The sequence below is a fragment of the Arachidicoccus rhizosphaerae genome, from assembly GCF_900107765.1.
Classification (GTDB): Bacteria; Bacteroidota; Bacteroidia; order Chitinophagales; family Chitinophagaceae; genus Arachidicoccus; species Arachidicoccus rhizosphaerae.
The window spans coordinates 148,416-169,192 of sequence record NZ_FNQY01000005.1; the positions used below are offsets into that span (position 1 = coordinate 148,416).

16 protein-coding genes are annotated in these 20,777 nt (G+C 45.0%); 2 read left to right on the top strand and 14 right to left on the bottom strand.

The window, feature by feature from the left end:
- Window positions 1–53 precede the first annotated feature (53 nt).
- The 5 genes from BLU80_RS06190 to BLU80_RS06210 all read right to left on the bottom strand — a co-directional run bounded on the left by BLU80_RS06190 (window position 54) and on the right by BLU80_RS06210 (window position 5,242).
- Window positions 54–1,031 carry a TraB/GumN family protein gene (locus BLU80_RS06190; RefSeq protein WP_091395173.1) on the bottom strand — a complete coding sequence of 326 codons (978 nt, stop codon included), beginning with the start codon at window positions 1,029–1,031 and terminating at the stop codon, window positions 54–56.
- 144 nt (window positions 1,032–1,175) lie between these two features.
- On the bottom strand, window positions 1,176–2,822 hold the full coding sequence (gene carB / locus BLU80_RS06195) for a carbamoyl-phosphate synthase large subunit (protein WP_091395177.1): 1,647 nt from the start codon (window positions 2,820–2,822) through the stop codon (window positions 1,176–1,178).
- Between the two features lie 129 nt (window positions 2,823–2,951).
- Entirely contained in the window at window positions 2,952–3,653 is a 702-nt protein-coding gene (locus tag BLU80_RS06200) for an MlaE family ABC transporter permease (protein WP_091395180.1), read from the bottom strand.
- A gap of 88 nt (window positions 3,654–3,741) precedes the next feature.
- Window positions 3,742–4,068, bottom strand: coding sequence for a 2Fe-2S iron-sulfur cluster-binding protein (locus tag BLU80_RS06205; RefSeq protein ID WP_211481767.1), 327 nt, complete (start codon window positions 4,066–4,068; stop codon window positions 3,742–3,744).
- A gap of 166 nt (window positions 4,069–4,234) precedes the next feature.
- On the bottom strand, window positions 4,235–5,242 hold the full coding sequence (locus tag BLU80_RS06210) for an NAD(P)/FAD-dependent oxidoreductase (RefSeq protein ID WP_091395185.1): 1,008 nt from the start codon (window positions 5,240–5,242) through the stop codon (window positions 4,235–4,237).
- A 221-nt stretch (window positions 5,243–5,463) separates the two neighbouring features.
- Between BLU80_RS06210 and BLU80_RS06215 the strand changes: the two genes are divergently transcribed.
- The gene (locus BLU80_RS06215; RefSeq protein WP_091395188.1) at window positions 5,464–6,045 is read left to right on the top strand and encodes a nucleotide exchange factor GrpE; all 582 of its coding nucleotides are present in this window, start codon (window positions 5,464–5,466) and stop codon (window positions 6,043–6,045) included.
- Between the two features lie 95 nt (window positions 6,046–6,140).
- Window positions 6,141–7,298, top strand: a complete 1,158-nt coding sequence (gene dnaJ, locus BLU80_RS06220) for a molecular chaperone DnaJ (RefSeq protein WP_091395191.1) — start codon at window positions 6,141–6,143, stop codon at window positions 7,296–7,298.
- 165 nt (window positions 7,299–7,463) lie between these two features.
- Here the strand turns inward: dnaJ and BLU80_RS06225 are convergent, their stop codons facing one another.
- The 9 genes from BLU80_RS06225 to BLU80_RS19515 all read right to left on the bottom strand — a co-directional run bounded on the left by BLU80_RS06225 (window position 7,464) and on the right by BLU80_RS19515 (window position 20,473).
- Window positions 7,464–9,977 carry a phosphocholine-specific phospholipase C gene (locus BLU80_RS06225; RefSeq protein ID WP_091395194.1) on the bottom strand — a complete coding sequence of 838 codons (2,514 nt, stop codon included), beginning with the start codon at window positions 9,975–9,977 and terminating at the stop codon, window positions 7,464–7,466.
- 48 nt (window positions 9,978–10,025) lie between these two features.
- The gene (locus BLU80_RS06230) at window positions 10,026–11,543 is read right to left on the bottom strand and encodes a DUF5689 domain-containing protein (protein WP_091395198.1); all 1,518 of its coding nucleotides are present in this window, start codon (window positions 11,541–11,543) and stop codon (window positions 10,026–10,028) included.
- Between the two features lie 35 nt (window positions 11,544–11,578).
- Window positions 11,579–13,123, bottom strand: a complete 1,545-nt coding sequence (locus BLU80_RS06235; RefSeq protein ID WP_244518774.1) for a SusD/RagB family nutrient-binding outer membrane lipoprotein — start codon at window positions 13,121–13,123, stop codon at window positions 11,579–11,581.
- Between the two features lie 24 nt (window positions 13,124–13,147).
- The gene (locus tag BLU80_RS06240) at window positions 13,148–16,420 is read right to left on the bottom strand and encodes a SusC/RagA family TonB-linked outer membrane protein (RefSeq protein ID WP_244518776.1); all 3,273 of its coding nucleotides are present in this window, start codon (window positions 16,418–16,420) and stop codon (window positions 13,148–13,150) included.
- 301 nt (window positions 16,421–16,721) lie between these two features.
- Complete coding sequence (locus BLU80_RS06245; RefSeq protein WP_244518778.1) at window positions 16,722–18,644, bottom strand: DNA topoisomerase IV subunit B; 1,923 nt, start codon at window positions 18,642–18,644, stop codon at window positions 16,722–16,724.
- Window positions 18,645–19,092: 448 nt separating this feature from the next.
- The gene (locus BLU80_RS06250; RefSeq protein WP_091395201.1) at window positions 19,093–19,530 is read right to left on the bottom strand and encodes a hypothetical protein; all 438 of its coding nucleotides are present in this window, start codon (window positions 19,528–19,530) and stop codon (window positions 19,093–19,095) included.
- Between the two features lies 1 nt (window position 19,531).
- Window positions 19,532–19,918 carry a helix-turn-helix domain-containing protein gene (locus BLU80_RS06255; protein WP_091395204.1) on the bottom strand — a complete coding sequence of 129 codons (387 nt, stop codon included), beginning with the start codon at window positions 19,916–19,918 and terminating at the stop codon, window positions 19,532–19,534.
- A 12-nt stretch (window positions 19,919–19,930) separates the two neighbouring features.
- Window positions 19,931–20,146 (bottom strand): hypothetical protein, encoded by a 216-nt coding sequence (locus BLU80_RS19695; protein ID WP_091395206.1) that lies wholly within the window; start codon window positions 20,144–20,146, stop codon window positions 19,931–19,933.
- A 174-nt stretch (window positions 20,147–20,320) separates the two neighbouring features.
- Complete coding sequence (locus tag BLU80_RS19515; RefSeq protein WP_170831165.1) at window positions 20,321–20,473, bottom strand: hypothetical protein; 153 nt, start codon at window positions 20,471–20,473, stop codon at window positions 20,321–20,323.
- Window positions 20,474–20,777: the final 304 nt, after the last annotated feature.

A 20,777-nucleotide genomic window follows, 5' to 3' on the forward strand; every position in this document is an offset into this window, starting at 1 on the left:
CTTCGGTACTCAGCCACTTCATAAGCGTGGCTGAGTACCGATTTTTTGTTGCCTTACAGATTTCCTGCGGCCTGCAGCATAACAGCTCTGACGGTATAACCCGCATGACGTAACTGTTCAATCAACCCTGTTTGGAGTTTCAGGTGATCAAGGCCTACTGCAATCAGACATTTTTGCGTTCTTAGTAAAGCCGGGAGCTTCTGTATCCAGTTTTGATTCCTCAACAACACGCCTCCATAATCACCTCCTGTGGCTGTCTGCTGGTCCAGATAATAATAAATCAGGGGCTGCAGATACGCATCCGCCGGATATAAAGCAAGGTGCGTATCCTGATCCTTTTTCACGGGCATACGCTGTATGCTGTCTGGCTCCCGGATTTTAGCAGCCATCCATTTAATAGCCTTTTGATCAGAAATACCCTTGCGTATCACCTCAGAGGCTTCGGCAGGGCTTTCAAGCCCCATATATTTTTTGTTTCGCTTTCTGGCCTCCTGGAGTAGGCCCTCATCCATTGATACCTGATTATTTTCAGACTGGTTTATCGCTGCATCCAGCATGGGTAGCGCCAGCACCAAGAGCTGTGGCCTCATTTTAATCAGGTTATCCACCACTGTTGTATTGCCATCTGATTTTGAAAGAATATACTTTTTGAGTTGATTAAACAACTGACCGGTCATAAGAGATCCGACGGTACTGTCTGTTCCCTGAAAAGTCAGCACTTGGTCGTCCACGCCACCGGAACTGCCTTCAGGCGAAGCATGTTCTTCAACCAACAACTCCACCATTGACAAGATTGAATCTATCTGAGGAAACCTGGAAATCAACGTATCGTAACTGATATTATGTGCAGTACCCAGTAAATAAGAGCTCCCTTGCAATCCACCCCCTTTGATTTCCCATAAAATCGCATGGGTAGCCTGCTGAACCTGCAAGCCAGGCAAGGAATCCTCCTGTTGTACCTGGTCAGCCTGAGCGTAACCATACGTGTACAGGGTGAGCATAAGTAGTAAAAGCCGGGCTTTTTTTAGCATAGGATAAATATAATAAAATCCGACAAAAAAAAGACCTACCCCTACATAACAATAAGAGCGGCTGACTGTAATTATACAGCTGGCCGCTCTTATTGTGCTTTTTTTATACTTTATAGCCGGATGCTATCTACTATTTATTTGTGCTTAGTTTTCAAAAGAACTATAATAATAGGGGGTTTTAGCTTCAAACTCTGCGCTACAGGTATCTACCATTTTATAGACACGGGTAATACCGGCGGCCTTACGTTTGTCATACACCTGATCATCGGTGCAGTCGCCATGCACAATCTTAGCGATCTGCGCATCGCTGAACCCATGCTTTTTGGCATCTTTTAATAAATCCAGCGGTAAGTTATCTATGGAGTATTTAGCGATTTCTTTTTCTACATTGCAAAGCAGCTGAATCTGGTAGATAAACCAGCGGTCAATCTTTGTGGCCTGTACAATGGTTTTAACGGTTACACCCAGCATCAAAGCATCTTTGATTCTGAAGATCCGGTCCCATTTTGGAATCTTAATATATTCAACCAGTTCATCAGCCTTCATCTGGTTTTTACCATAATATCCTAAACCTAACGCATCGTTTTCCAGACTCTGACAGGCTTTCTGAATAGCTTCGGTAAAACTACGGCCGATACCCATCACTTCACCTACGCTTTTCATCTGCAGGCCAAGGGTATCGTCAGCTCCTTTGAATTTATCAAAGTTCCATCTTGGTATCTTAACGATCACATAGTCCAGGGCCGGTTCAAAATAGGCAGAAGTGGTCTTGGTAATCTGATTTTTCAATTCATCCAGCGTATAACCCAGCGCCAGCTTGGCAGCGATCTTCGCGATCGGATAACCGGTTGCTTTGGAAGCCAATGCAGAAGAACGGCTTACACGGGGATTGATTTCAATAGCGATAATTTCTTCTGTTTCCGGATTTAATGAGAACTGAACATTACAGCCGCCCGCAAAATTGCCCAGATCGCGCATCATGTCAATAGCGGTATTACGCATCAGCTGGAAGGCGGTATCGCTAAGCGTCATGGCAGGAGCCACGGTAATACTGTCTCCTGTATGTACCCCCATCGGGTCAAAGTTTTCCACGGTACAGATAATGGCTACATTATCCGCACTGTCACGCAAGAGTTCCAGCTCAAATTCCTTCCATCCCAGTACGGCTTTTTCTACCAGTACTTCATGAATCGGTGATGCTTCCAGACCGCGGTTTAAGGCTTCATCCAGATCATCTTTCGTATGTACAAATCCGCCGCCGGTACCTCCCAGTGTGAAGGACGGACGAATAACCAGCGGGAATCCGATTTCCTGTGCAAATTCTTTACCTTCCAAAAAGCTGTTGGCCGTTTTGGCAGGGGCCACCTGGATGCCCATTTTGATCATCCACTGGCGGAAAAGTTCTCTGTCCTCTGCCTTATCGATGGCTTTGATATCCACCCCGATCAGCCGGACATTATATTTTTCCCAGATACCCAGATCCGCTACCTCCTTACAGAGATTCAGCGCGGTCTGTCCACCCATGGTCGGCAAAACAGCGTCAATATCATTTTCCTGCAGGATCTTCTCGATACTTTCTACTTCCAGCGGTAACAGATACACCTTGTCGGCCATCATGGGGTCAGTCATGATTGTTGCGGGGTTACTGTTAATCAGTGTGACTTTGATTCCTTCTTCACTGATACTGCGTGCAGCCTGGCTGCCGGAATAATCGAACTCACAGGCCTGACCGATAACAATGGGTCCAGAGCCTATAATAAGTACCGATTTTATTGAATTGTCTTTTGGCATCTTTTTAAAAATATAAATTGCGCAAAACTACAAGTTTATGGCCAAACTAAAAAGACAATTTACAGCTTTGCGCAAAGTAAAGCGGGGTAAACCGCTGAGGATTAATAAAGTAAAGCTAAAAACAATCTTTTACAGCATCAGACTGGTAATCAGGTAATCCAGGGTGAGTATGATGACACAGTTTAAAGTAACGGATCTGGTGGAAGTACGGCTGAGTTCCACCGTGCCACCTCTAAAATAAAAGCCCAGGTAGAAGGCCACGCTGGAAATCACAAAAGAGTACGTGATGGTTTTAACCCCGGCTACTGCCACCTCATAAGGATTGAATTCAGAGGTTAAGCCCGTCAGATAATAGGCAGTAGGGATATTATCTGAAAATAATGCCACCAGATAGCCTCCAAACATACTGAGTGTCAGAGAAAAGATAATCAGACAGGGGATGGTCAGCATGGCTGCCAGAATTCTTGGAAAAAGCATGTAATTCAACGTCTGTACCCCCATGATTTCCATGGCGTCCAGTTGCTCATACAGCCGCATATACCCTACTTCGGAGGTGATTTTAAATCCAACGACGCCAGCCAGGATACAGCAAATGCCTGTAGGGGCGATTTCCAGTAACATGGAGTCCCGGACAACGGTCGCAATGACAGAACGCGGGACAATCGGATTGGTCAGCATATAGGCCACCTGCAGGGTCATTACCATCCCCAGGAAGATAGAGATAATGCAAATGACCGGCAAGGCTTCCAGCCCGATAAACTTACACTGATCAAAAAACTGCTTTCTGAACATCCTGAAATTATCCGGCACCGTAAACATGTTTTTAAGCATGATTACGTACCGGCCAAGTTCGGTGAGTATGTCCGCAATTTTTTTCAGATAAGTGATTTTAAAAGGCTAAACTATTGTATTTCAATGATTATTCCAAATCTCCGCAGATTTTAAATTCTGCGCCTTCCAGGTTTTCATCTACCCTGAGTTGACAGGCCAGCCGGCTGCTCTCATCAGCGTCGGGCAGGGTGTCCAGCATATCCCATTCGGCATCATTTTTATCGGGCAGCTGCTCCTGTCCGCGGCTGAATTTTACATGGCAGGTAGCACAAAGCGCCATCCCGCCACAGGTAGCCATAATATTATATTCGAAGGCTTTTAAGGTTTCCATCAGACTTAGTCCCATATCCGTAGGCGCTTCCAGCTCCTGTTTGGACCCGTCTCTGTCTTCAACTGTAAATTTTACCATGCTCATAATGCAGCAAAGATAATCCGTTCCCTGAATATCTGAACATTACCCCTAGATTGAACTGATAAATCAAAGCTAATAAAGTAGTTGCAACAATTCGGCATTGGAAGGTTCAGGGCACAAAAAAAGCGCCCCAGAGGCCTGGTGCGCTTTTGAATAAAGTCGCTTTTCTTTAAAACTCATGCACACCGTTCACGGTAGTGTATTTGAAACTTAAGTGTTTATCAGGGAAAACATATTTAAAGGCACTTTGCATCATAATCGCTCCTTCATGGAAGCCGCAAAGAATCAGCTTAAGCTTTCCTGTATAAGTATTAATATCACCGATGGCATAAATACCCGGAACATTGGTTGAATAATCGGTGGTATCTACTTTAATCTGGGCTTTTTCAATATCCAGTCCCCATTCTGCAATAGGTCCCAGTTTAGGGCTCAGACCAAATAAAGGAATCAGATAATCCGCCTTGATGGTCTGTTCATTTTTATCGGCATCCTCATAGAAAACAGATTTCAAGGAACCATTGCCGTCTATTTTTTTCAGGTTTGCCTTTAAAATCAGATCGATCTTTCCTTCTTTAGCCAGATTGAATACCTTCTCCGCAGAGTCAGGTGCTCCCCTGAAAGTTTCTCCACGGTGGACCAGGGTTACTCTTTTGGATATATTGGATAAATAAATGGTCCAGTCCAGTGCTGAGTCACCACCACCGGCCAAAACAATTTCTTTATCTCTGAACAGTTCAGGATTTTTCACCATATAAGCGACTCCCTTACCATGTTCGAACTCTTCCAGTCTTTCAATAGCCGGTTTTCTGGGTTCAAAACTACCCAGTCCCGCTGCAATGACAATTACTTTACAGGCGATCGTAGTCCCTTCGTTGGTACCAACGACAAAAGACTGATCTTCCTGACGTTCAATGGTCTCCACTCTTTCTCCCAGGGTAAATGTCGGATGGAAAGGTGCAATCTGCTCCATTAAATTATCCACCAGTTCCTGTGCGTTTACCGATGGAAATCCGGGAATATCGTATATAGGTTTATGCGGGTAAATTTCTGATAATTGACCGCCTACCTGGGGCAGTGCATCAACTAAATGGCAGCGCATCTTCAGAAGTCCGGCCTCAAATACGGCAAAAAGACCAACAGGCCCCGCGCCTACTATACATATATCAGTGGTTATCATATCTTAAAATTAGAAGCTCTTTTGAAATTTGCTGCAAAATTAATCCATCTGGCCAAGTTATTAAAGGTTTTCATCAAACATTTTGAATATTGACACTATAATGACAAAAAGCACTCCAGTTTGGCAGTAATTAATGGGCAATGCTGTCATTATTTCCGTTTTGTCAGTTCGGCAAATAATTTGAACTGTCAAGAGTTAACCGTCAAGAAAATAGTGAAAATATGAGTATAAATGGCAAACACCATCATGAAAATGATGAGCAATTCCAGGAAAACGAACAGTATAATACTGATAATCAGGAAAATGAAACAACTCCGTCAGGTACGGAACCGGAGGAGTCTGCTAAGGACGCTGTCAATCAGGAGCAGCAGTTAGCCGACGCTTTGGCAGAACAGAAGGATAAATACATCCGCCTGATGGCCGAATTTGAAAATTACAAGAGAAGAACCGCCAAAGAGCGCATTGAACTGACCCAGACAGCCGGCAAGGACGTTATCGTCAGTATGCTGGACGTGCTGGATGATTGCGACCGTGCGGAAAAACAAATGACAATCGATACCGACATCCATCATGTCAGAGAAGGCAGTCTGCTGGTATTTAATAAATTCAGGAAAATATTAGAATCCAAAGGCGTAAAAGCCATGGACAGCATCGGACAGGATTTTGATGTGGAAAGTCAGGAAGCGATCGCAGAGGTTCCCGCAAGTCCCGAGCAAAGCGGCAAGGTGATAGATGTCATCCAGAAAGGCTATTTATTAAATGATAAACTGATTCGATTTGCGAAGGTAGTTGTAGGCAAGTAAGTTAAAAATGCAACTATCCGGAGCATCTGACTAAATAGCCTCCACTTTTAAGCAATCAGTCCAGGCGCTCCAAAATCATAGAGAACCCGAATACAATGAAAAGAGATTATTACGAAATTTTAAGTGTCACTAAAACGGCCACCGGCGATGAGATTAAAAAAGCTTACCGTAAGGTGGCCATGCAGTTTCATCCGGACCGTAATCCAGGAGATAAAGAGGCGGAAGACAAGTTCAAGGAAGCAGCTGAAGCCTACGAGGTATTAAGCGACGCCGATAAAAGAGCAAAGTATGACCGCTACGGTCACCAGGCCTTTGGCCCCGGCATGGGCGGCGGTAATCCTTTTGGCGGCGGCGGTATGGACATGAATGATATCTTCAGCCAGTTTGGTGATATTTTCGGGGGCGGGGGCTTTTCCGACTTCTTCGGAGGCGGTTCCGGCAGGTCCGGTCAGAGCAGCGGTGCCCGTGGCAGCAACCTGCGTGTCAAGATTCGTTTAAACTACGAAGAAATGGCTGCGGGTGTCACTAAAAACATCAAAATAAAAAAATATGTCACCTGCGCACACTGTCATGGCAACGGAGCCAAGGATGCCAGCAGCATTGAGACCTGTAAGACCTGTCATGGTACCGGTCAGGTCAGAAAAGTACAGTCTACTTTTCTGGGACAGATGCAGACCGTAGTGGCCTGCCCGACCTGTCAGGGACAGGGCTCCACCATTACCGCTAAATGCGGTCATTGTAAAGGTGACGGCAGGGTCTATGACGAAGAAACCGTAGCGATTAATATCCCGGCCGGTGTTTACGAAGGCCTGCAGCTCTCCATGAGCGGCAAAGGCAATGCCGGACTCAGAGGCGGCCCTGCAGGAGATTTACTCATCGCCATCGAAGAAGAAGCCCATAAAGAGCTCCAGCGCGATGGCATCAATGTCGGCTATGATCTATTTATCTCCTTCCATGACGCCGTATTCGGGGCCCAGGTAGAAGTACCGACCATTGGCGGAAGGGCTAAGATTAAAATACCGGCAGGAACCCAAAGCGGTAAGATTTTCCGCCTTAAGGGTAAAGGCTTCCCGGATATTAATGGTTACAATAAAGGCGACCAGCTGATTAATGTCAATGTCTGGACACCTCAACATTTAAGTCCGGAGGAAAAAGCGGCCCTAGAATCCATCAGAGAATCGGAGAATTTCAAACCGCAGCCTAATAAAAACGAGAAGAGTTTCTTTGATAAGATCAAGGAAGTATTTTCTTAACAGGACCTGAGATGGTCGGCGCTTAAGGCTGATCACAAAGACTTAAATGTAAGATGACTTCCATGAAAGGCACTGAAGGCATTTCTCCAAATATTATACAATCAAAAAGCGGTCGTTAAAAGACCGCTTTTTGATTGTATAATATCGCTGAACCGTCCATAAGCACTAAGCCATGGCGGGATCCGTAATACTCTGCTGTCCGGTCTCCACACGCCCTGCATAGACCTGCCGGAACGATTCCGCCCCTTTTACATTCAGGGTAAAATCGTACCATCCTCTGGAGCTTTGCAAATCCACTTTCAGTTCTTTTTTACCGGGAGGCACAAGGATTTCAAGACTTGGTTTTCCATATTGATTGTCTTTGACCTGCAGGGTAAACTGACTGGAGGCGTGTTTATTCGTACAGCTTAACAGCACATTACCTGTTGGTTTGCCTGTCAGTTTACTGAGTTCATATTGCAACTCCACATATAGTTCAGGATCGCCGCCGTCTCCTTGAAAGTATCTGTAAAAACCGTTGGGCGCATGTACGGCCAGGGCATAGGAGTGCCTGTCAAAGGATTTTAAGGCAAAATCATAACCGAGCTGACCGGCAGGTTTACAGGCAAAAAACCAGTTTTTACCAGGTGCCTCCTGATTAAATTTCGTCCCAGCCACCACTCTGAATGGTGCGCCTACGCTACGGCTGCCAAAAAAACGGGTGCCGGCTGAAAATTCCAGCTGAAAATTTTCTTTTTTTTCATCCAGCTTGCCATGTACATACAGTTCATAAGGCAAGGCCACAGCGTCCTTGGTACCCCGTTCCTGTCGGGGCAGAAAATCACAGTCGGCAGGCCGGGCAGTCGCTCTGGCAATCTGCTGATCGGATAACCGGATATAGCCTGCCGGTACCTGCTGGAATTTTGCATTATAGATACGTTCCAGCATTTTGTCTTTCTGAAGAAAAGGAAGTTTTTCCGCCGTCACGTCAAAGGGGCTGAAAGCTGCCGTCAGATTTCCGCTGATGGCTCTTCTCCAGGCACTGATATTTTCAAAGCTGATTTGCTTTTTGAATTTCTCATTCACAAAAGATTCCAGAAACTGCAAAGTGGAGGTATGTTCAAAAAGCTGGGAACAGACCTTACCGCCGCGGGTCCAGGGAGAGGCGATAACCATCGGCACTCTGAACCCAAGGCCTACCGGGGCTTCTCTGGCCTCACTTTTAGGGATCCCTTGTGCGAGCTCATTTTCCAGGCGTACATATTCAATCTCCGTATCAATACCCGGGGACACTTTTCCGGTCTCAGGCCGCTTGCTGTCCGGTATAAAATAGGGAGGTACATGATCGTAATAGCCGTCATTCTCATCATAGGTCAGAATAAAAATCGTCTTTTTCCATACCTCCGGATTCTGGGTCAGGATATCCAGTATTTCTGAAACATACCAGGCTCCGTACCAGGGAGCGCTGGGATGATCGGAATAATTCTGGGGGCCGGCAAGCCACGAGACGGTCGGTAATTTACCTTCATTAACATCTGATCTGAACTGATGCAGCAGATCACCGGCAGGCACTTTCAAAGTCCGCTGTTTGCCATTTTCCGTAAAGCTTAGTTCAGAAAGTGTCCGGTAATCAGGATCTGCACTATTGGTCACAAATGCATTTCTATAGAGTGTTTTCTGGTGTTCTGACAAGGCGTTAAAATGGCTATCCGTCCATTCACTGATAGCCTGTGTGGTTTGCTGGAGTACTTCCTCTTTTTTGGCAATCGCTGCCTGTATTTTCGCTGCATGGGCCGTGTCTTTGGGCCTGGTAGCACGAAGTTTACTGATCTGTTCCGGCAACTCGCTGGCCAGCTCTTGTAACCGGCTGCGATACTTTTGATTGAATTTGACATGATAGGCCTCAAAGAATTCCAGATTGTTACATCCGAAATTAGCCAGCCAGGAACGTTCCTCTCCTTTAAACCCGCCGGCAGCGCTGAGCTCGTTTTGATAAAACTTCCAGTTTATCCCTTGTTCAGTGAGCACCTCGGGAAAAGTCTTCCATTTTTTACCGCCAAAGGTATAATTCGGGTTACGGATATTGGCCCTGGCCCTTCCCTGGGTTTCATCCATAATATTACCGCTCCAGAAAAAAGCCCTGTTGGGCGTAGTGCTGGTCATCGCAGAACAAAAATTCTGATCACAGATCGTAAATGCATCTGCCAGCGCATAGTTAAAAGGCAGATCTTCCCGGTTGTAATAACCGAGTGTCAGCGGCATTTCCGCAAAGCTTTTATGACCGGACCTTTTCGCCTCCAGCCAGCCGTCATGTTTTCCGTTATTAAAGGCATCCACCTGACTGCCCCGGCTATGCGGCAAAGATCCCATCCAGGTAATCTTTGTCTTCTGAATATCCAGTCTGAAAGGAGCATAGGTCTCCCCTTTTTTATTGGCCTGCAGCCAGACGGGCGTGCCGCCGGGATATGGAGTAGCCCTGGGATCATTAAAGCCGCGCACTCCTTTGAGAGTCCCAAAACAGTGATCAAAGGAACGGTTCTCCTGCATCAGGATAACGATATGTTCGGCATCCAGATAAGTACTGCCGTGTCTGGGATCAATGGCCAGTGCCTTTTGGATGGAAGCAGGCATGATATGCGCCATCCCGGCCGCAGCCGAAAACATCATTGATTTTTTGATAAAGTCTCTTCTGGTATCCATTACTGATTAATTTACCGGTTGAAAAAAAATGCTGCAGGCTTTAGTAGCCTACTGGCTGATAATTTGTGTGGCCCCTTCTCCCTCAATGAGTGATACGGGGGATGTTTTTTCCAGCAGCAGATTGTTTTGTGCCCGGGCTGTTGTCCATCTGCCCAGTTTCAGATTGTATACGCCACCCAGCATATTGAAATAGCCCAGATCTGCCGTATTGTAGGAAAACCACAAGGTATTGGTTCCCTGATGAAAAAATGGCTGATCTTCCAGCGTAATCGGATTTTTTATATCGTAAAAATCATTATTGGTAATCCGGTATCCTGAGGTGCTGTTATACAGGCTTCCTCCTCCGGATATATAGATAACATCGGCAGGTACGGAGGCTGCGGTAACAGCTGAATCCGCAAACAGCGCAATACCAAAAGCGTTACCACTATTGGCCATCAGGCCGCCTTTGGCATCCCCGAAACCTTCTCCATTCAGCACGGTATAGTCGTATGCCCTGATCCACTTAGACGTCGCCATACTGGTGGAGCCGGAGCCGTTAATGGTCTTACCGGTCCCGCCGACATAAAAGAAATCACCGGATTTGACCGTCCCTGTAAACATATTGATTTTATAAGTTCTCAGGCCGCCGGTGGCCCAGCCTTTGGAAGGTACGCCGGTCGGAGTCGAAGCGTTTGCATTATTGGACACCACCACAGAAAAAGGTGTCTGACTAAAATCTATATCCTGTAGCGCCCGGAACTGTACATATTCATAATTACCGTCTCCACCTTTCACATCACTCATAAAACCGGTAATAATGACCGGAGGAATGGTGATTTCAGAACTCAGCACAGCAAGATCATTTTCATTTCTTAGCCGAAAGGAAGGGATCAGGGAATCGCCCTGCTCCTGATTGAAGACAATACCATAATAATTGGCCAGCACTGGCGCCTCATGACCGGCAAAAGCAGCGCTTCGTTCCGTCACCAGACTAATCGTACCAAAACCGTCATTGAGATTTTTGGTTCCTTCCAGCGTGGCTCCTTTTTCCGGCAACGGATCAAAACCGCCTTTAATAATAACAGAGTAAACGCTTTCGTAATCACCGGGACTTGCCTGTATCTGGGCAACAGTAGCCCGGTTCAGCGGCAATGCGCCTCCTGTTGAGACTTTTTGAACGGCAGCAGCGTCAAGCCCCGTGATCTGAAGCAGGCCGTCTTTTCTTTCCAGCGTTCCGCCCTCTATGGAGATAATCAGGGAATCTCCCGGCTGATAACCGGTAGCAGCTGATCCAAGGTCAATGGCTATCCCTCTTAATTTGCTCAGTCTCCTGCTATCCTGAACGGTAATGATTCCGCTAGGTAAATTACCTCCGCTCTGGTCAGAGCTGACCATACCGGTTAATGCTGTCGCGCCGTACATATTTTCTTTTGTCAGCTTAACAGGACTCTGTTTATACAAATCCCTTATATCAAAAATGGAAATATAAGGACTGGGCGTTGCACCCGGATAACTATCTTTTTTACAGCTGCCGATAAGACAGATCAGTAAAGTCAGCAGGGATAATAATTTATAAAATCGCATAATTTAAATTGCTTCAGTAAAATGGATAAGTATACTTAAGGTTTTTGCCACCAGACCTGGGTGGAGATTTCGTCGGGGCCCTGCTCTGCAATGGCCGCTTTATAGTTAGTCGGGTTGGTAGCCTGGACATAAATCGGATATTTCATCCGGGCAGGCATTACACCCCCGTTTTTAAGCCCCGGCCCTTTGGGCAGTACCGGATGACCGGTTCTGCGGTATTCAAACCACTGCTCCAGATCCGCCCATAACATTACATAATATTTTTGTAGCCCGATTTGTTCTAGCTGTTCATCTTCAGTTCCTGTTGCATTAAACTGTATGTCACCATCAGCCAGATACTGCTCAACAGACTGATCATAGTCGGGCAGCCAGTATTTTATTCCGCTTTCCACACCACTATTGTAAAGCGTAGCCGGATCCTGATCTATCCAGCCTTTTACCGCACATTCAGCCAGAATAAACTGCAGCTCCGCATAATTCATGATCAGACCGGTCATGGGATCCGTCTGCATGGTTATGGCCGGCGGCGTTAATGAGTTAACGGTCTGGTCTGTGGCGTAGAAATAAGATCCTTTGTCCTCTCCTCCGCCGGATACATAACCGCTGGCAACGCCCACATAATTTCCTGATACCGGAGCAATTCCCAGGCGGTTGACCCCACTGGCACCATATTGCGGAATATTAATCCTCGGATCATTCCAGGCCACTAAATGATCAATAAAGAAACTACATATAGAAGGAGACCTGAAATCCTGTGCCCTGGTGGCTACAAATGGCGAAATAAAAGCCCCCTGCCCCGTCCACCTGAGAACGGCGTCGTCGGCCACACTGGACATTAACGGATAAGTGGAAGGATCGCTGATGATGTCCTGAATTTTAGCGACCACCTTATCATGCACCTCTGCCTTACCGGAAATTCTCAGCAGCAGTCGCAGATACAGTGAATTACCGAATTTCCGCCATTTAGTAACATCTCCGTTATAAACCGGATCGCTGGCCGCCGTTATACCGGTTCCTTTTTTAAGTAAAGTATCTGCTGATTCCAGATAGACAAACAGACTGTCGTAGATATCTTTTTGCTTGTCAAATTTGGGTTCCAGAATATTCTCCGTTTTGCCCTTGTTGGATTCGGAAAAGGGAATATCCCCATAGGTATCTGTCAGCATGGAATAAATCCAGGCCTGACAGACCAGCGAAATACCCATATAAGAGGCATTATAAGTTAGTTCTTCGCTGGCGATGCTGTACAGATCTTTAAAATTGGTCAGCTCACTATACCAGCCATTATACAGGTAATCCGAATAACTGTCCTTAAAATCATAACGAAATACCGTTGCATCCGCATCACTCTGATTGACTGTTATCTGCATCAGTTCATTATTGAAACCCCGGTTACGCACCATATTATAGGTCATAGTTGAAACCAGGGCCGGTGCCAAGAGCTGATCGGGCAAGGCATTGGGAATATTATTGGGATCCGTATTAATGGAGGTAAAATCCTTGGTACATCCGCTGAGCCAGGTTGCTGCCATAAGGCAAGGCAGGACCAACAGGTACATATATTTTTTTAGCATATTCATATTTATTGCCGTTTTAGAAGTCGATTAAAAACTAATATTTAGATTGGCACCGAAAGACCGGCTGGAAGGGAACTGTCCGATCTCAAAACCCTTGATAATATCCGTGCCACTGAGTGTCCCGAATTCCGGATCAAATTCTGGCCATGGAGACCATATAAACAGATCCCTGCCGTAAATGCCTATGGAAAGTTTCTGCAGTCCCAGCTTTTTAGCGAACCTTGGGTTTAAGGTATAGCTGATTGTAGCCTCTCTGAATTTGATAAAATCTGTTGAAAAAGTTGCCCCTTCTCCATTGTCCGCCCCATACATGGATCTGTAGTATTCATCTATATCCGTAGCAATTACATCGTTTTTGCGGTAACTGCCATCTTCATTTTGAATCACCCCGTTACCAATAATACCATTATATCTACCAGGCAGCGTGTTCGTCGTTTTCCCCTGTTCTGCCAGTTTATAGGCTGTCAGCGAATAGGCCTTGGCCCCGTACTGCGCATCAAAGAGCAGATTCAGGCTCCAGCGTTTGTAATTAACTTTGTTACCCCAGCTGACGCGCCCTTTAGGTGTCGTGTTGCCCAGATAAATCACATCAGAAGTCAGTTTGGCAAATCCGGTTGTTGCATCATATACAACCTGTCCGTCGGGAGCCCGCTCAAAACCAATCCCATATAAGTCCCCCATGCTTCCACCGGGTTTGGCGATAATCTCAGTTCCGCCCTGCGGTCCTTTGTAAAGGACAATATTGCTGTCCGGCAGATTGACAATCTTGTTTTTATTGCTGGAATAAATAATGGTGGTGGTCCATTTAAAATCAGCAGTTTGAACGGGCGTCGCGTTCAGTGTAAATTCTATTCCTTTATTATTAATCTGACCGGCATTGATGACGGCCGTGGTATAACCGGAGGCCCGGTCAATAATGCGCGACAGGATCTGATTGCGCGTATTACCCGTATACAGGGTCAGATCCATGGTCAGACGGTCCTTGAACATAGACAGGTTAAGACCTGTTTCATATGTAATCGTCTTTAGCGGTTTCAGATCCGCATTAGGCAGTGTGCTTGGGTTCTGCAGTCCGCCTTCATAGGCTGTTCCGGCAGAAGTATAATTATAAGCCGTCAGATAAGGGGTTGTACCGCCGCTGCCCACGCCTGCGGCAGACAATCTCAGTTTTGCATAGTTGATAAAGGCGGGTAGCTTAACGGCATCTGACAGGATAAAGCTCATGCTGGCAGAAGGATAGAAAAATCCGGCATTGGTTGTTCTGACCGGTGTGGCCAGGGTACTGTTCCAATCCTCTCTGGCCGTCAGATCCAGATAAAGCAGATCCTTGTAATGGGTGCTTAAGAGTCCGTACAGACTGTTGATAGCGAACGCTGAACGGTAAGGCAGGGAGTATAGTACACCGGCTGCATTGGAAAAACTATATAAACCGGGATACTTCAAGGAGTCAGCCCTTGTCTGATCGCGCGTGTAATTATCTCTTAGGATGGATCCGCCGAGCATCAGATTAATACCGTACCTGTCATTAAAATCCTTTTTATAATTGGCGGACACATCCGCGCTTTTTTCCATCGTGAAAATATTCTGCTCCCGGTAACTACCTTTTGGCATTTTGGTGCCGGCATCCCAGGGACGTTCCTGCGCCCTTTGCTCATAAGCAAGATCCAGGGAAGTACGTGCCTGCAGACTGAAGGCCGGAGAAAAGTTATAGACCGCCTTTACATTGCCTGTTACGGCATTACGCTGCATCCGGTTGATATATTCATAGGCGATGGCATATGGATTTTCGGGATAAGAGCTGTATGGATATTTAATCTCCTTTCCTTCCTGACCATTCACCCAGTAGTTTTTAAGCCAGTTTAAATCCGCGTTGGGTTGCCAGAATATAAACCAATACATCAGAGACTGGTTACCGTAACCTGCACCCGGCAGATTATCACTGGATTTATTATTATAGGTAACCTGAGTCGTGATGCTCAGCTTGTCATTAAAATCCGTATTGAAAGCGAGTGACACATTATTCAGGTTATACCCGGTATTTGGAATAATCCATTTATTATGTGTATTGGTATAAGAGAATCTTGAGGTTGTTTTACCATTCCCGCCATTGACACTGATGCTATTGGTAATGGTATTGCCATCCTGAAAAAAGTTGCGAATCTGATTTGTATAAGGCTTCCAGAGTGTGGCTACCGAATCTCTGCCCTGCAATACAGGACTATATTGATAAAAATACTGACCGTCAAATTTGGGTCCGTAGGCAGAAGAGGTACTGCTGGTGCTGGCCCGGCCGTCGGGCATTTTGCCATAACTATAATAATCCGCGCCATCCAGGCCCTGTCCATATTCATATTGCAGATCCGGCCATCTGTTGATTTGCTGGATATTGACATTAGAGCGGAACTGGATACTCATTCGTCTATTCTTGCCGCTTTTAGTGGTGATAATAATGGCACCATTGGCACCTCTTTGTCCATAGAGCGCTGCTGCCGCAGGGCCATCCAGCACATTCACTGATTCAAAATCCGCGGGATTCAGGTCCGCCAGATTACTGCCATAATCGGCTGGCATATTATCACTACCTGTACCATATACACTCTCACCGCTGTTGGTCCCGGAACGTTTTGCCGTATTGAGCACCACTCCATCCAGTACGATTAAAGCTTCGTTGTCTCCTGTCAGATTATTTTCCCCCCTGAGGATGATCTTATTGGAACCACCCGGGCCGCTGTTGGAGCGAACCAGATCCAGCCCTGCCACCTTACCTACAAGCGCATCTGTCCAGTTGCCGGATTGCGCATCCGTCAGCTGTTCAGAAGTAATGGTCTGGGTAGAGTAACCCAGTTCTCTTTTATCACGAACAATACCAAGTGCCGTTACGACCTGCACATCTTCCAGGTCTTTGGTCTCAGGTTTTAATGAAATATTTAAATCTTTCTGATGATTATAAAGAACGATTTTTTCACTATATCCAATCGCAGTTACAACCAGGACATCTCCTGTTTTAGCCTTAATTTCAAACTGGCCTTCCTGTCCTGAAAGCGTTCCTTTTTTAGTTCCCTTAATGGTGATACTCGCACCTGTTACCGGTTTGCGACTATCGGCATCCAGCACATAACCCTTTAAGTCCACCTGGGACTGAGACTGTGCTTTTATGGCAAAAAACAACATTAGCACTAACAGCGCCCCTAAAGTTTTGCAGCTGCTTTTTAACGTGCAAACCATGCGTTTTGGCCTTTCCCTTTGGCAATGCTCCATAGAATTTTCATACATTGGATTACCCGGATAAAATACTTTCATTGAGTACCTGATTATGATTGATGATTGCTGCACCCGAATACTGGCAGCGGATTTATTGTACGTCATTCATTTTCTGAACGCTGCGCGAATGTAGAGTCCCCAGGTAAACAAATCGTTAAGGGGACTTTATCCAAACGTTAACTTAAAATAAGAGGGGTATGGCAGCGGGAAAACCTTGAAAAATTCAGGACAATACACAATCTGTATTGTCTGTACTCATCTAACAGGCAAAAAGAGGCTGCCCCGATATGAGACAGCCTCTTTTATATAGCGTAAGTCTTTTATAGGTGCAGCTTACAAGCTAAGCCACTGCAGCGGCCTTCTGCTCTGCTTCACCATTAGTTGCAACCGGTTCATCATCGGCCAGATCCAGTTCTATTTTTAGATTGTCAATGATAAACTCCTGCCTTTGCGGTGTATTTTTTCCCATAAAATAATCCAGCAGACTATAGATATGCGCACCCTGATCGAGCAATACAGGCTGTACCCGCATATCTTCTCCGATAAACCGGCCAAATTCCTCCGGAGAAATCTCTCCCAGACCTTTAAAGCGGGTGATTTCCGGTTTAGCGCCTAATTTTTTAATGGCGGCCTGTTTTTCCGTTTCATCATAGCAATAAATGGTTTCTTTTTTATTGCGCACCCTGAAAAGCGGTGTTTCCAGGATATAAACATGCTTTTGTTTGACCAGGTCGGGGAAGAACTGCAAAAAGAAAGTCATCAGCAGCAGCCGAATATGCATACCGTCTACGTCGGCATCGGTAGCGATGACGATATTTTTATAGCGGAGACCATCCAGTCCGTCTTCAATATTTAAAGCATGTTGCAGTAAATTGAATTCTTCATTTTCATAGACGACTTTTTTAGACAGTCCGAAGCTGTTTAAAGGCTTACCACGAAGGCTGAACACCGCCTGCGTGTCTACATTCCGACTTTTAGTGATACTTCCGCTGGCACTATCCCCTTCCGTAATAAAAATGGTGGATTGCTGCTGTTTTTCCAGCACTTCTTCTTTGTTTTTACCGGAAGGCTCTTCATTATAATGAATCTTACAGTCCCTGAGTTTTTTATTATGCAGGTTGGCCTTCTTAGCCCGTTCGTTGGCCAGTTTTTTAATGCCGGAAAGCTCCTTGCGTTCTCTTTCACTTTGCTCAATACGCTTTTTGAGGATATCGGCGACCGCCGGGTTTTTATGCAGGTAATTATCCAGTTCCCTGCTCATAAATTCCAGCACAAAGCTTTTCATGCTCTGGCCGCCTTCAGACACGTATTGTGACCCCAGCTTGGTTTTTGTCTGGCTTTCAAATACCGGCTCCTGCACTCTCACGGCTAAGGCAGCCACAATGCTTTGTCTGATATCTGAGGCATCATAATCCTTTTTATAAAAGTCACGAACCGTCTTTACAAAAGCTTCTCTGAAAGCCTGCTGGTGTGTACCGCCCTGGGTCGTATACTGTCCGTTGACAAATGAATACAGATCTTCCCCATAATCATTGCCATGAGAGAAGGCCACTTCAATATCGTACCCCTTTAAAGAGACAATCGGATAGCGCAGCTCATCTTCGTTGGCTTTTCTTCTGAGCAGATCCACCAGGCCGTTCTTGCTGACATATTTTTTACCGTTAAAGTAAATGGTCAGTCCTGCGTTCAGATAACAATAGTTCCAGAGCAGGTCATCCAGATAGTCCGGTTTAAAATGGAAATTTTTAAACACGGTCTCATCAGGAACAAAATGCACAAAAGTACCGTTCGGCTCAGCGGTCTTTGTCTCTTTGGTAGCGTCCAGCAGCACGCCTTTTTCAAAATCAGCGCTGCGCATTTTTCCTTCCCGGTAACTTTCTATTTTAAAATAGTTACTCAGGGCATTCACGGCTTTAATACCCACCCCGTTCAGCCCCACACTTTTCTGGAAGGCCTTACTGTCATACTTCGCCCCGGTATTAATCTTACTGGCGACATCTACCAGTTTGCCTAATGGAACGCCACGCCCATAGTCTCTGGCAGATACACTTCTATCTTCAATTGTAATTTCTATTTTACTACCAAATCCCATCATGTGTTCATCGATACAGTTATCCAGTACCTCTTTGACCAGTACGTAGATCCCGTCATCAGGAGCGTTGCCGTCTCCTAATTTACCGATATACATCCCAGGCCTGAGCCGGATATGCTCCCGCCAGTCCAGGCTCCGGATACTCCCCTCATCATAATTTGATGCTGTCATACGCCTAACTTATTTAGTTCAAATTTCGTCAAATATAATCAAATTCTGTGCAAAAGGCTCAAAATAACTTTAGCCATTTTTGCACAACTGCCCAAAAGTAAGGATTTCAGGCAAACAAAGCCCATCCGGTGCATAAAATGCCCGGTAGAGCAACTGTTTCGTGGACTGCCTGGGGGTTCAATACCACCAGGTTTGGGACTTCACCGGTTCATTTGCAGTATGGAAGAATCTTAAAAACCGCCATCTCTGTTACTAAGAGCGTCCCACCCTACAATTCCTTGCTCCTCTTTCCCGGTATTTATAGCGGCATTGCCAACCCTTTGCCGGACATGACTACAAGGACAAGTCCGCTAGCAGTCATAAGGCAGGCCTTCTCTGAACGGCAATACTTTTCCTACTGCCTATGTTTGCAACTGAACCGGTGATCGGTCGGATCATGATCTCCGATTTATTTTGTAGATTTTTGAAGCAGCTTTACCGGTGACACAACGGGTATTACTGCATTATGAATTCCGCAGGAATTTAGTTTTTCAAATAATATCCCCCTGGATGTTGATAAGGATATACCCAATAATGTTACAACTAAAGAGGCAAAGAACACTGGAATGTGTTTGTCATTTATTTCATAGAGGTTGTTGATATCGTCAATCTGGTAGTGATAATCGGTCTGCAAAAAAAGCACTTCTTTGTTTTTACTATCTGTAAGGGATAGGATCAATTCTAATTTTAACCGTTGCTCTTTCAGGTTATGCAACAATTGATGTGCTACACCAAGTTGGCGTATTTTTGTATTTCTGAATGCTTCTGCCAGCAAACGAAATTGCGTATTTTCAATGGATAGCAGATGTATTTGTTCTGCAATAATTTGGGGTTCTTTTTTCATCATTTTACATGGCAATTTTGAACACTTCACTGGCTAATCCTTGTTCATATTCTGTTGCCTTGACATTGTTTTGTTCATCGTTTTTAATGGATCCGAAATAGATATATTCATATTCTTTTATGGGCTCCGTATAAATCAAACATACACCTAAAGCCTGTTCCATCTTTACCAGACTTTTTAGGGTAAAATTGTGCATACCGGAAAGCCATTTTGAAACTTCTGAAGGAGATTTGTCCAGAGCTATTGCTAAATCCATTGCTTTCCAGCCTTTTGTTTCCATCGCAATGCGTACTTTTTCGGTAATGGCAAAGTTCTTTTCAATAAAGCTCTCAATTTCCGGATTATAATTTCCCTTTAGCCAAGTAGAAATATTATGTTTAGTTTTTTTCATATTGTCTTTATTTTATGAATCCCATTCTAGTAAAAAATCATCATCTACCTCTATCTCTGAATAACTATTTGTCCAACGGATCTCCCCGGACCCAAAGGATTCAGTTAATAATTTAGTCAATTTATTTGCCAATTTAAAATGAGACTTTACATTTGAACATTCTTGCGCTTTTACGGCTGTTTTAACATCGCCGTTAAATAGGAATACAACCCTCTCGTTAGCTTTCATACAATATAATCTAAGGTTATTCGCAACAGTTTCATATTCCCCATTTTCGTCAATTTCAACATATACGGGCGGCTTTTCTTGACCCCTTGGTGGTAATGCACGGGCATCCGCCGTTTCTGCTTCGTTTCTAAAATACTGATCTATTGCTCCTGTTTTTTCCCCAATTTTTTTAATTCATGCCAGTATATGATAAAGCTTTTCCTTGTTTTCCACACTGTGCTTTTCTATAAAAGAATCAAACAGCGTCGGATTCCCGTTGATGGAAATTGAGTAAAAAGTCACTTTCTTAAATTGTTCAATATAAACTATTTCTGCAAAATTATTCATTTATAAGTTAATTTACAAGTTAAAATTCACTTTTAAGTTAAAAAAAGTAATATCTTGCCAGCAAGGGCTATTTTTTATACCCAGACCGCAATTAATTGCGGTCTTCCTTCTCCTATACAGCCATGTCACTTGCGGGCCGGGTGTCCTTGCGACTGTAGGCCGTTGCAAGTATATAACATTTTATAAATACTGCCTGATTTGTCCGTCGTAAAGAAAAAAAGGGAAAATGACCGTATGGAACCATTCCAACTGATTAAAAATTCTGAAGCCCGGTGAGCATATACGGGCCACTTCAACTTTTTTT